Raw genomic sequence first — 11957 nt, 5'->3', positions numbered from 1 at the left:
GGCGGTCCGGGGACCGCCGGCCGCGCGGCTCACTCGCCCTTCAGGCGCCCGGCGATCGTCACCACGCGCGTGGCCATGTGGTCCAGCGCGTTCAGCTCGGCCTCGCCCAGCGGGATGTCGTTGCCGCCGCCGGTGACGTGGCTGACGCCGTAGGGGTTGCCGTCGACGAACTTCAGCCCGTCGGTGTACCCGGGCGGCACGATGATGCCGCCGAAGTGGTAGATCGTGTTGTAGAGCGCGATGAGGGTCGTCTCCTGGCCGCCGTGGGCGGTCTGGGAGGTCGTGAAGCCCGCGTAGACCTTGTCGGCCAGCAGGCCCTGGGCCCACTGGGCGCCCAGGGAGTCGATGAAGATCTTCAGCTGGCCGGCGATGTTGCCGTAGCGGGTGGGGGACCCGAAGAGCACCGCGTCGGCCCAGACGACGTCGTCGGCGCTGGCGCCGGGCGCCCCCTTGGCGGCCTCCGCCTCGGCGGCCTGGGCGTCGGTGGCGGCCTTCTCCCCGCCGGTGGCCTGGCGCTCGACCTGGCGCAGGCGCACCTCGGCGCCGGCGGCCTCGCCGGCGGCGGCCAGGCGCTCGGCCATGGCCCGGGTGGTGCCGGTGGCCGAGTAGTAGACGATGGCGAGCTTCACGCTCACGGTGGTTCCTCCTGGTCGTTGAACGGCCAATCAGTGGAGGATCACGGTAACCGCCGGTGCGCGCGCCGTCGAGGTGGCCGGCGGGCCCCGGCAGGGCCACCCGCCGCGCGCACGGGCGCCGCAGCGGGTAGGACGGTCCGGTGGCCCACCGCACGCGCAGCACCCGCACCGTCCGCAGCGCCGAGCCGCCCGCCAAGGACTGCGCCGCCTGCGGGCGCACCATCACCTGGCGCCGGGCGTGGGCGCGCGACTGGGAGCAGGTGCGGTACTGCTCCGACGCCTGCCGCCGCCGCGCCCGCGGCGCCGGCGCGGCCGTCGACGCGCGCCTGGACGCGGCGCTGCGCGAGCTGCTGGCCTCCCGCCCGGCCGCGCACGGCGTGGACCCCGACGAGGCCGCCCGCGCCGTGGGCGGCGAGGACTGGCGGGAGCTGGTGCAGCCGGCGCGCTCGGCCGCCCGCCGCCTCGTCGCGGCCGGCGAGGCCGAGCTCGTGCAGGGCGCGCGCGTGGTGGACCCCTCCACCGCGCGCGGGCCGGTGCGCGTCCGCCGCCGCTGAGGCGCCCGCCTCCCGGTGCCCGGGGGCTGCCGCTCCGGTGGCGTCAGCCGGCGGCGGGCGCCGGGCCGGCGCCGAGGACGACCTCGAACTCCAGCAGGCTCGCGCCGGTGGCCACCGGCTCCGCCCGCTGCCCGGCGTGCGCGGCCCTCGCCCCGCCGCCCGCCCACGCCCGGAACGCCTCCTCGGTCTCCCAGCGCGTGTACACGAAGTAGCGCGACTCGCCCGCCACCGGGCGCAGCAGCTCGAACCCCAGGAAGCCCTCGGTGCCCTCCACCGCGCCCATCCGGTGCGCGAAGCGGCGCTCCAGCTCCGGGCCGCCGCCCTCGGGGACCTCGATCGCGTTGATCTTCACCACTGCCACGGGTCCACCCTGCCACGGTCCGCGCCGGCGCCGGCGGCGGCCGGGCGGATCCCCTCCTCCCGCCCGGCCCGCCGCGCTGCGGCGCTACTCGGCGATCGCCGCCACGGGGGACGTGCGCGCCGCGCGCCGCGCCGGCAGCACCGAGGCGAGCACCCCGGCGAGCGCGGCGACCACCACGATCCCGGTGATCCGCGCCCACGGCACGTCGAGCACCACCGGGCCCTGCTGCGCCAGCACCGAGGCGGTGCCCGCCAGCCCGTACGCGGTGCCCAGCGCGACCCCCAGCACCCCGGCCACCCCGGCCACGAGCAGCGCCTCCCACGCCAGCAGGGCGCGCAGCTGCCCGCGCGTCAGGCCCAGCGCCCGCAGCAGCCCCGACTCCTGGCGGCGCTCCACCACCGACAGCGCCAGGGTGTTGCCCACCCCCAGCAGGGCGATGACGACCGCGACCCCCAGCAGGCCGGTGACCACCAGCAGCATCGTCGTCAGCACCTGGTCGAACGCCGCGCGCACCGCGACGACGCCGCTGACGGCGCTGCTGGGCAGGGACGCGGCCACCACCTCGGTGACCGCGTCCACGGCCTCGGCCTGGCCCTCGGCGCTCAGGCCGTCGTCCAGGCGCACCCACGCGCCGCGCACCGCCGCCGCCGGGTCCGCGCGCAGCAGGTCCGCCGCGGCGGCGATCGACCCCTGCTGGGAGTCCGGGGCCACGACGACGCGCAGCGGGACGGGCGTGCCGCCCTGCGCCGCGGCGGGCACCACGTCGCCGCTGGACAGGCCCAGCGACTCCGCCGCGTACCCGGGGACCACCAGCTCGCCGGGGCGGGGCAGCGGCACCCGCTGCTGCGAGCGCACCACCGCGCCCGCCCGCGCCGGGTCCACGCCCGTCACGGTCGTGGTGCCCGCCGCGCCCAGGGACACCTCGCCCTCCAGCGCGGGGACCACGCCCGCCACCCCCGGCACCCGCTCCAGCCGCTCCAGCAGCGCCGCGTCCACGGTCCCCTCCCAGGAGGAGACGACGACGTCGGTGGGGTACCCCGCCTCCAGCAGGTCCTCGGCCGTGGCGCGGGTGGAGGAGGCGCCCACGACCATCGCCGTGGTCAGCGTCACGCCGATGAGCAGGGCGGTGGCCGTCGCCGCGGTGCGGCGGGGGTTGCGCACCGCGTTGCCGGCGGCCAGGCGCGCGGGCACGCCGCCGCGGCGCACCAGGCGCCCGGCCAGCCCCACGACGGCGGGCACGGCGCGCTGGGCGAGCAGCACCACGCCCACGAAGCTGAGCGCGCCGGCGAGCACCGCCGGCTCCAGCGCGCCCCGCGAGGAGGACCACGCCAGGACCGCGGCGGAGGGGACGGTCAGGGCCGCGCCGGCGACCAGGCGCACCAGCCCGCCGCGCGAGCGCACCGGCGCCGGCACCAGCGGCCGCAGCGCGGCCAGCGGCGCCACCCGCGTCGCGGCCCGGGCCGGGGCCAGCGCCGCCAGCACCGTCACGACGGTGCCGAGCACCACGCCGACCGCCAGGGCGTGCAGCGGCACGTCCAGCGTGCCCAGCGGGACCGGGGAGTCGGCGTCGGCCGCCACCCGGGCGACCACCGCGGCCAGGCCCACCCCGGCCGCAGCGCCGGCCAGCGAGGCCAGCAGGCCCACCACGGCCGCCTCCAGCAGCACCGAGCGCGCCGTCTGGCCGCGGGTGGCGCCCACGCAGCGCAGCAGCGCCAGCTCGCGGGTGCGCTGCGCCAGCAGCACCGCGAACGTGTTGGCGATGACCAGCCCGGCCACCAGGACGGCGACCGCCCCGAAGACCAGCAGCACCGAGGTCAGCGCCGCCGCGTCCCCGGTGAAGGCCGAGGCCACGTCCTGCGCGGCCTCCTCGCCGGTGCGCACGACCAGGGCGCCCTCGACGGCGCCGGCCACCTCCCCGGCCAGGTCCGCGCCGTCCGTGCCGGGCGCGGCCGCCACCCGCAGGCGCGAGGGGTCGGGCGCGCCCCAGGCGCGCACGTCGGCGTCGGTGGCGAACAGGCGCCCCTGCAGCCCCGCGGTGGGGTCCCCCCGCAGGTCCACCACGCCCACCACGCGCACCCGGGCCGCGGTCGCCGCGGGGGCGTCCCCGTCCTGCGGCACGCTCAGCTCCAGCTCGTCGCCCACCGCCGCGCCGAGGCGGTCGCTGACGGCGACCTCGCCGGAGGCCCGCGGCAGGCGCCCGGAGCCGGTGCGCTCCCAGCGCAGCGGCCCCTCGGCGGTGACGGCGTCGGCCTGCGCGGAGGAGCTGCCGGTGCGCCCGGGCAGGCGCACCTGCACGCCGGTCTGGCGGTCGGCGGCCACCTGCGCCACGCCCGGCAGGGCGCGCACGCGCTCCTCCGCCCCCCGCAGCGCGGAGGCCGCCGTCGCGGGGTCGGCCCCCTCGTCGGCGGTGACGACGGCGGCGCTGGCGGTGAAGGGCGCGCCCACCGCCCGCAGCAGGCTGGCGCTCGCGGAGGAGTTCAGCACCAGGGTCGCCACGACGAACGCCACGGCGATGACGACGGCCAGGCAGGAGGCGAGCACGCGCCCGGCGTGGGCGCGCAGCTGCGCCAGGGTGGTCCTCAGCACGGTTCAGGCCCCCAGGGTGCGCAGCGCGTCGATGACGTCGTCCGGCGTGGGGGCGGTCAGGCCCCCGGCCAGCCGCCCGTCGGCCAGCAGCACCACGCGGTCGGCGTACCCGGCGGCCACCGGGTCGTGGGTGACCATGACGACCGTCTGGCCGAACTCGCGCACGCTGGAGCGCAGCAGCCCCAGCACCTCCGCGCCGGCGCGCGAGTCGAGGTTCCCGGTGGGCTCGTCGGCGAACACCACGTCCGGGCGCGGCAGCAGCGCGCGGCCCACGGCGACGCGCTGCTGCTGCCCGCCGGACAGCTCGGAGGGCTTGTGCCGCAGCCTGTGCTGCAGCCCCAGCCGGGTGACGACCTCGTCGTGCCAGGCGCGCTCGGGCGTGCGCCCGGCCAGCTCCATCGGCAGGACGAGGTTCTCCCCGGCGGTGAGCACCGGCAGCAGGTTGAAGGACTGGAAGACGAAACCGATCCGGTCCCGGCGCAGCCGGGTCAGCTCCGCGTCGCGCAGCGCCGTCAGCTCGGTCCCGCCCAGGAACACCTGCCCGGCCGTGGCGGTGTCCAGGCCGGCCAGGCAGTGCATGAGCGTGGACTTGCCGGAACCGGAGGGCCCCATGATGGCGGTGAACTCCCCGCGGGAGAACTCCACGTCCACGCCGTCCAGGGCGTGCACGACGGCGTCGCCGCGGCCGTACGTCTTGCGCAGCCCGGCGGCGCGCACCGCCGCGGTCGCGGCCTGCGCGACCTCCGGCGAACGGGTGGGGCGCGGTGTGGGCACGGGGTCTCTCCTCGCGGTCGGGGGCCGCCGGCGGGGCCGGCGTCGAACCCCTCGACCGTAGGAACCGCGGGCCCCGCACCGCGTCGGGCGCGGAGCGGACGCGTCCGCCCCGCCGCCTCGGCCCGGCGGGGGACGCGCCGCGCGCGCGTCATCCCCGGGGTGGACGGCCCGCGCGCGCCGGCGGCCGCGCGCGCCCCGCTCAGCGCGCGTCGCGCAGCACGTCCCCGGGCTGCACGAGCCCGGTGGTGTACGCGAGCACGACCACCTGCACCCGGTCGCGCGAGCCGGTCTTGGCCAGCACCCGGCCCACGTGCGTCTTCACCGTCGCCTCCGACACGAAGAACCGGGCGGCGATCTCGGAGTTCGTCAGCCCGTGCGCCATGCACTCCATGACCTCCAGCTCGCGCGGGGTCAGGTCCTCGGGCAGCGTGCGGGCCGCGGGCTGGGCGGCGGACCCGGCGCGCAGCATCGGGCCGACGTGCTGCAGCAGCCGGCGGGTGGAGCTGGCCGCGATGACCGCGTCCCCGGCGTGCACGGTGCGCACCGCCGCGAGCATCTCCTCCGGCGGGGCGTCCTTGAGCAGGAAACCGCTGGCGCCGGCACCGATCGCGGCCACGACGTACTCGTCGAGGTCGAACGTGGTGAGCACCACCACCCTCGGCGCCGGCCGGCCCTCCGGGCGCGCGGCGGTGGTGATGCGCCGGGTGGCCTCGATGCCGTCCACGCCGGGCATGCGCACGTCCATCAGGACGACGTCGCAGTCGGTGCGCTCGACCAGCCGGGCCCCGGCGAGGCCGTCGGAGGCCTCCCCGACGACCTCCAGGTCCGGCTGGGAGTCGATGACCATCCGGAAACCTGCGCGGACGAGCTGCTGGTCGTCGACGAGGACGACGCGGACGGCGGGCACGGGGGACCTCCTGGGCGGGGCGGGGCGGGTCGGGGCGGGGCGGGGCGAGTCGGTGCGGTGGGCGTGGACGGGTCGTGCGGCGCCGGTCAGGACGGCGAGGCGTACGGCAGGGTGGCACGCACCCGGAACCCGCCGCCGGGGCGAGGCCCGCTGGTGACGGCCCCGCCGTGCAGCCGGGCTCGCTCGGCCATCCCGACCAGGCCCTGCCCGCCGGGGGAGGGGGCCACCATCGCGGCGGCGCCGCGGCCGTCGTCGTCCACGCCCAGGCGCAGCGCGTCGGGGTCCCAGCGCACCTCCACGCGGGCGCGGGCGCCGGGGCCGGCGTGCTTGAGCACGTTCGTCAGGGACTCCTGCACGATGCGGTAGGCGGCCAGCCCGATCGCCGGCGGCAGCGGGCGCTCCCCGCCGACCACCTCCAGCTCGACGTCCAGGCCGCTGGCGCGCACCTGCTCCACGAGGTCGGCCACCTGCCCCGCGTCCGGCTGCGGGGCGCGCTCGTCGCCGGGGCCCTGGCGCAGCACCCCCAGCAGGTTGCGCATGTCGGCCAGCGCCTGCCGCCCGGTGGCCGAGATCGTGCCCAGCACCTCCGCGGCCGCCGCCGGGTTCGCCGCGGCCGCGTACCGGCCCCCGTCGGCCTGGGCGATGATCACCGACAGGGAGTGCGCCACGACGTCGTGCATCTCGCGGGCGATGCGCTGGCGCTCGGCGGTGGCGGCCAGCCGCGACTCGTTCTCCCGCTCGTTCTCCAGCAGCCGGGCGCGCTCGAGCAGGGCGCGCTCGTTCTGCCGGGACGCCCGCCGCAGGCTGCCCAGCAGCCACGTCGCCACGACGAGCACGGCGATGAACAGCACCAGGGCGAGCGCGCTGGCCAGGCCGCTGTACGGCCACACGTACCGGGCCGGCGCCACCACGGCGCCGAACAGGCCCAGCAGCAGCCCGCCGCGCGAGGCCCACGGCGCGGCGTAGGCGGCCAGGGAGTACAGCGAGACGAGCACCGCCAGGTTCGCCGTCTGCGGCTCGCCGGCCAGCACCGGCTGCAGCAGGCCGCCGGCGGCCACGAGCGCCCCGCTGACCTCCGGCAGCACCCGCCGCAGCGCCAGCGGCACGCACATGAGCAGGCTGACGAGCACCGCGCCGGCGCCGGTGGCCGTGGCGGTCCCGGCGCAGACCAGCGTCAGCAGGAGCGCGCTGAAGGCGTCCAGGAGCAGCGTGTTGGCGCGCGTCCAGGCGACCAGCTTGTCGAAGACGTTCTGCTGCACCGCACGAGCGTAGGAGGCGGCGGCGGGCGCGTCGTCAGACCGGGGGAGCACCCCGCGCCTCCCACCACGGGCTGACCGCCCCCGGCGCCGCCCGCCCGGTGCGGATCCACGTGCTGAGACGCCGGTCCCGAATGGTGGACGGCGCGGTGCCGCGCTCGGGTAACCTCCCGGCCATGGCGGACACCCTGCGGCTCGCGGTCATCCCCGGCGACGGCATCGGCCAGGAGGTGACGGCCGAGGCGCTGAAGGTCCTCGGGGCCGTCCTCGACGGCTCGGGCACGACGGTCGAGACCACCGAGTACGACCTCGGCGCGCGCCTGTACCACCGCACCGGCGAGACCCTGCCGGACTCCGTGCTCGCCGAGGTGCGCGGCCACGACGCGGTCCTGCTCGGCGCCGTGGGCGACCCGAGCGTGCCCAGCGGCGTGCTCGAGCGCGGCCTGCTGCTCAAGCTGCGCTTCGCGCTGGACCACTACGTCAACCTGCGCCCCTCCAAGCTGTACCCGGGCGTGCCCACCCCGCTGGCCGACCCCGGCGAGGTCGACTTCGTCGTCGTGCGCGAGGGCACCGAGGGCCCCTACGTCGGCAACGGCGGCGCCCTGCGCGTGGGCACCCCCCACGAGATCGCCACCGAGGTCAGCGTCAACACCGCCTTCGGCGTCGAGCGCGTCGTGCGCGACGCCTTCGCCCGCGCCGCCGCCCGCCCGCGCCGGAAGCTGACGCTGGTGCACAAGCACAACGTCCTCGTGCACGCCGGGCACCTGTGGCGGCGCACCGTGGAGGCCGTGGGCGCGGAGTTCCCCGACGTGGCCGTGGACTACCTGCACGTCGACGCCGCGACGATCTTCCTGGTCACCGACCCCGCGCGCTTCGACGTCGTCGTCACCGACAACCTCTTCGGCGACATCCTCACCGACCTCGCCGCCGCGGTCACCGGCGGCATCGGCCTGGCCGCCTCCGGCAACGTCAACCCCGACCGCACCGCGCCGAGCATGTTCGAGCCCGTGCACGGCTCGGCCCCCGACATCGCCGGGCAGCAGGTCGCCGACCCCACCGCCGCCGTGCTCAGCGTCGCGCTGATGCTGGAGCACCTGGGCCTGGGCGGGGCCGCCGCCCGCGTCGACGCCGCCGTCACCGCCGACCTGGCCCGCCGGGCCTCCGGCGCGGTCGCCGGCCCGCGCAGCACCGCCGCCACCGGCGACGCCCTCGCGGCGCTGGCCGCCGGCTGAGTCGCGCCCCGCCCGCACCTCCCCGCCTCGCCCCACCTCCCCGCCGTCCCCGGCCGCCGCGCCGGGGGTACCGTCGTCCGCACCGTCCCACCGCACGAGGAGCCCCGCGTGAGCGCCACCACGACCGAGACCCCGATGAGCTTCCCCGTTCACGCCTCGGCCGCCCCGGTGAGCGACGAGCGGCGCGCGCAGATCCTCGCCGAGCCCGGCTTCGGCAAGCACTTCACCGACCACATGGCCACCGCCACGTGGACGCGGGGGACCGGCTGGCACGACGCGGCCGTGGTGCCCTACGGCCCGCTGCAGCTGGACCCGGCCGCGGCCGTCCTGCACTACGCGCAGGAGGTCTTCGAGGGGATGAAGGCCTACCGGCACGCCGACGGCAGCGTGTGGTCCTTCCGCCCGCGCGCCAACGCCGCGCGCCTGGCCCGCTCCGCGCGCCGCCTGGCGCTGCCGGAGGTGCCCGAGCAGATGTTCCTCGAGGCCGTCACCCAGCTCGTGCGCACCGACGAGGCTTGGGTGCCCAGCGGCGGGGAGTCCTCGCTGTACCTGCGCCCCTTCATGGTCGCCACCGAGGCGTTCCTGGGGGTCCGCTCCGCGCACGAGGTGAAGTTCCTCGTCATCGCCTCCCCGGCCGGCAGCTACTTCACCGGCGGCGTCAAGCCGGTCTCGATCTGGCTGACGCAGGACTACACCCGCGCCGCCTTCGGCGGCACCGGCTCGGCCAAGTGCGGCGGCAACTACGCCGCCAGCCTCGTCGCCCAGGACGAGGCGCACGCCAACGGCTGCGACCAGGTGTGCTTCCTCGACGCCGCCGAGCGCAGGTACGTCGAGGAGCTCGGCGGGATGAACCTGTACTTCGTCCACGACGACGGCACGATCGTCACCCCCGAGCTGACCGGCACGATCCTCGAGGGCATCACCCGCGACTCGATCCTGCAGCTCGCGCGCGACGCCGGCCACCGCGTCAGCGAGCGGCGCGTGAGCATCGACGAGTGGCGCGAGGGCGTCGCCTCCGGCCGCATCACCGAGGTCTTCGCGTGCGGCACCGCGGCCGTGGTCACCCCCGTCGGCCGCCTCGTCTCGCGCGAGGGCGAGCTCGTGCACGGCACCGGCACCACCGGGGAGGTCACCGCCTCGATCCGCCGCGAGCTGCTCGACCTGCAGCACGGGCGCGCCGAGGACCGGCACGGCTGGATGCACCGGCTCGTCTGAGCCGGCGGGTCACTAGGCTCGCGGCATGCGCATCGCCAGGTTCTCCTCCGCCGGTTCCGACCCGCGCTACGGCGTGGTGGAGGGCGCCCCGGGGGAGGAGGAGGTCCTCGTCGTCTCGGGCGACCCCCTGTTCACCCCGCTGAACCCCACCGGCGAGCGCGTGCCGCTGGCCGACGCCCGCCTGCTGGCGCCGGTCATCCCGCGCAGCAAGGTCCTGGGCGTCGGCCGCAACTACGCCGCGCACGCCGCGGAGCTGGGCAACGAGGTGCCCGAGCAGCCGCTGGTCTTCACCGTGCCGAACACCTCCGTGGCCGGCCCCGGCGACCCGCTGCCGATCCCGGCCTGGGCCGGCGAGGAGCTGCACTACGAGGGCGAGCTGGCCGTGGTGATCCGCCGGCTGTGCAAGGACGTGCCGCGCGAGCGGGTCGGCGAGGTCGTCTTCGGCTACACCGTCGCCAACGACGTCACCGCCCGCGGCCTGCAGGGCCCGGACGGGCAGTGGTGGCGCGCCAAGGGCGCCGACGGCTTCACCCCGCTGGGCCCCTGGATCGAGACCGAGCTGGACCCCTCCGACGTGCGGATCGTCACCCGGCTGGCCGCGGGCCCCGGCGAGCCCGGCGAGGTCGTGCAGGACGGGCGCACCTCGCTGATGGTCCACGACGTGGCCGCGATCGTCGCCCACGTCTCCAGCGCCATGACCCTGCTGCCCGGCGACGTGATCCTCACCGGCACCCCCGCCGGCGTGGGCCCGGTGCGCGCCGGGCAGCGCGTGGACGTCGAGGTCGAGGGCATCGGCACGCTGTCCACGCCGTTCGTGGCGCCCCGCGACTGACGCGGGGCCCGGGGCGGCGGGCGCGGGCGGCAATAGGCTGGTGCCGCCATGACTGAGACCGCTCCCGCCCCCGCCGCCCCGGCGCCCGCACCCTCCGGCGTCCGGGTCCGCTTCTGCCCCTCGCCGACCGGCACCCCGCACGTCGGCCTGATCCGCACGGCCCTGTTCAACTGGGCCTACGCGCGCCACACCGGCGGCAAGCTCGTCTTCCGCATCGAGGACACCGACTCCGCGCGCGACAGCGAGGAGAGCTACGCGCAGATCCTCGAGGCGCTGCGCTGGCTCGGGCTCGACTGGGACGAGGGCATCGACGTCGGCGGCCCGCACGAGCCGTACCGGCAGAGCCGGCGCCGCGCCCTCTACGACGACGTGGTGCGCCGGCTGCGCGAGGCCGGGCACCTGTACGAGTCGTTCTCCACGGCCGAGGAGATCGCGGCGCGCCACGAGGCGGCCGGGCGCTCCACGGCGCTGGGCTACGACGGCTTCGACCGCGACCTGACGCCGGAGCAGGTCGCGGCCTTCCGCGAGCAGGGCCGCGAGCCCACCCTGCGGCTGCGGGTGCCGCAGGACCGCGACTACTCCTTCGACGACCTGGTGCGCGGGCGCATCGAGTTCAAGGCCGGCTCGTTCCCGGACCCGGTGCTGGTGCGCGCCAACGGCGAGCCGCTCTACACCCTCGTCAACCCCGTCGACGACGCGCTCATGGGCATCACCCACGTGCTGCGCGGGGAGGACCTGCTCAGCTCCACCGCCCGCCAGGTCGCGCTGTACGAGGCCCTCATCGACGTGGGCGTGGCGCAGGGGGTGCCCCGCTTCGGGCACCTGCCCTACGTCATGGGCGAGGGCAACAAGAAGCTGTCCAAGCGCGACCCGGAGTCCAACCTCTTCCACCACCGCGACCGCGGCTTCGTGCCCGAGGGCCTGCTCAACTACCTGGCCCTGCTGGGCTGGGGCATCGCCGAGGACCGCGACGTCTTCGGCGTGCAGGAGATGGTCGCCGCCTTCGACGTGGCCGACGTCAACGCCTCCCCGGCGCGCTTCGACCCGGCCAAGGCCGAGGCGATCAACGCCGCCCACCTGCGGCTGCTGGCGCCGGAGGACTTCCGCGAGCGCCTGGTGCCGTACCTGCAGGCCGGCGGGGTGCTGCCCGCCGAGCCCACCGACGAGCAGCGCGCCCGGCTGGCCGCGGCCGCCCCGCTGGTGCAGGAGCGCATGACGCTGCTGGGCCAGGCGCCGGGGATGCTCGGCTTCCTCTTCGCCCCCGACGAGGAGCTGGTGCCGGAGGAGGACGCCCTGGCCGCGCTGCGCCCGGAGGCCGCCGACGTGCTCGACGCCGCCCTGGCGGCGCTGGAGCCGCTGGAGGGGTGGACCACGGCGGCCGTGGAGGCCGCGCTGCGCGCCGCGGTCGTCGAGGGCCTGGGCGTGAAGCCGAAGTTCGCCTTCGGGCCGGTGCGCACGGCCGTCACCGGCCGGCGCGTGTCGCCGCCGCTGTTCGAGTCCATGGAGATCCTGGGCCGGGACTCCTCGCTGGCGCGGCTGCGCCGGCTGCGCTCCACGCTGGGCTGACCCGCGCGCCCGCCCGCCCCCGCCCGCCCCCGCCGGGAC

General features: G+C 77.4%; 11 protein-coding genes. 5 read left to right on the top strand and 6 right to left on the bottom strand.

Going from position 1 to position 11957, the window contains the following annotated elements:
* Positions 1–29: 29 nt before the first annotated feature.
* Positions 30–581 (bottom strand): flavodoxin family protein, encoded by a 552-nt coding sequence (locus tag ACRYR7_RS20690; RefSeq protein WP_432573996.1) that lies wholly within the window; start codon positions 579–581, stop codon positions 30–32.
* Positions 582–775: 194 nt separating this feature from the next.
* Between ACRYR7_RS20690 and ACRYR7_RS20685 the strand changes: the two genes are divergently transcribed.
* Positions 776–1189, top strand: a complete 414-nt coding sequence (locus tag ACRYR7_RS20685; protein WP_432573994.1) for a DUF3253 domain-containing protein — start codon at positions 776–778, stop codon at positions 1187–1189.
* Between the two features lie 43 nt (positions 1190–1232).
* Here the strand turns inward: ACRYR7_RS20685 and ACRYR7_RS20680 are convergent, their stop codons facing one another.
* The 5 genes from ACRYR7_RS20680 to ACRYR7_RS20660 all read right to left on the bottom strand — a co-directional run bounded on the left by ACRYR7_RS20680 (position 1233) and on the right by ACRYR7_RS20660 (position 7076).
* Positions 1233–1550, bottom strand: coding sequence for an antibiotic biosynthesis monooxygenase family protein (locus ACRYR7_RS20680; protein ID WP_432573993.1), 318 nt, complete (start codon positions 1548–1550; stop codon positions 1233–1235).
* 84 nt (positions 1551–1634) lie between these two features.
* Positions 1635–4136 (bottom strand): ABC transporter permease, encoded by a 2502-nt coding sequence (locus tag ACRYR7_RS20675; RefSeq protein WP_432573992.1) that lies wholly within the window; start codon positions 4134–4136, stop codon positions 1635–1637.
* Positions 4137–4139: 3 nt separating this feature from the next.
* On the bottom strand, positions 4140–4910 hold the full coding sequence (locus ACRYR7_RS20670) for an ABC transporter ATP-binding protein (RefSeq protein ID WP_432573991.1): 771 nt from the start codon (positions 4908–4910) through the stop codon (positions 4140–4142).
* Positions 4911–5109: 199 nt separating this feature from the next.
* Positions 5110–5817 carry a response regulator gene (locus ACRYR7_RS20665; protein ID WP_432573990.1) on the bottom strand — a complete coding sequence of 236 codons (708 nt, stop codon included), beginning with the start codon at positions 5815–5817 and terminating at the stop codon, positions 5110–5112.
* An 86-nt stretch (positions 5818–5903) separates the two neighbouring features.
* Entirely contained in the window at positions 5904–7076 is a 1173-nt protein-coding gene (locus ACRYR7_RS20660; protein ID WP_432573989.1) for a sensor histidine kinase, read from the bottom strand.
* Between the two features lie 173 nt (positions 7077–7249).
* Here ACRYR7_RS20660 and ACRYR7_RS20655 point away from each other — a divergent pair, with 173 nt between their 5' ends.
* From ACRYR7_RS20655 to gltX, 4 genes are all read left to right on the top strand, one after another.
* Positions 7250–8305 carry a 3-isopropylmalate dehydrogenase gene (locus ACRYR7_RS20655; protein ID WP_432573988.1) on the top strand — a complete coding sequence of 352 codons (1056 nt, stop codon included), beginning with the start codon at positions 7250–7252 and terminating at the stop codon, positions 8303–8305.
* A gap of 135 nt (positions 8306–8440) precedes the next feature.
* Positions 8441–9520: a branched-chain amino acid aminotransferase gene (locus ACRYR7_RS20650; RefSeq protein WP_432573995.1), complete on the top strand. Its 1080-nt coding sequence runs from the start codon at positions 8441–8443 to the stop codon at positions 9518–9520.
* A 25-nt stretch (positions 9521–9545) separates the two neighbouring features.
* Positions 9546–10352 carry a fumarylacetoacetate hydrolase family protein gene (locus ACRYR7_RS20645; protein ID WP_432573987.1) on the top strand — a complete coding sequence of 269 codons (807 nt, stop codon included), beginning with the start codon at positions 9546–9548 and terminating at the stop codon, positions 10350–10352.
* 48 nt (positions 10353–10400) lie between these two features.
* A complete protein-coding gene (gene gltX / locus ACRYR7_RS20640) occupies positions 10401–11918 on the top strand; it encodes a glutamate--tRNA ligase (protein ID WP_432573986.1) in 1518 nt (505 codons plus the stop codon).
* The last annotated feature ends 39 nt before the right edge of the window (positions 11919–11957 follow it).

Source organism: Kineococcus gurbantunggutensis (assembly GCF_050871925.1).
GTDB lineage: Bacteria > Actinomycetota > Actinomycetes > Actinomycetales > Kineococcaceae > Kineococcus.
This window is presented reverse-complemented; position numbering and strand designations above follow the sequence as displayed.

Excerpts from the sequence above, each read along its gene's own strand:
- ACRYR7_RS20690 (WP_432573996.1), bottom strand. The coding sequence starts at position 581 with ATGGCCGAGCGCCTGGCCGCCGCCGGCGAGGCCGCCGGCGCCGAGGTG.
- ACRYR7_RS20655 (WP_432573988.1), top strand. The coding sequence starts at position 7,250 with ATGGCGGACACCCTGCGGCTCGCGGTCATCCCCGGCGACGGCATCGGC.
- ACRYR7_RS20650 (WP_432573995.1), top strand. The coding sequence starts at position 8,441 with ATGAGCTTCCCCGTTCACGCCTCGGCCGCCCCGGTGAGCGACGAGCGG.
- ACRYR7_RS20645 (WP_432573987.1), top strand. The coding sequence starts at position 9,546 with ATGCGCATCGCCAGGTTCTCCTCCGCCGGTTCCGACCCGCGCTACGGC.
- gltX (WP_432573986.1), top strand. The coding sequence starts at position 10,401 with ATGACTGAGACCGCTCCCGCCCCCGCCGCCCCGGCGCCCGCACCCTCC.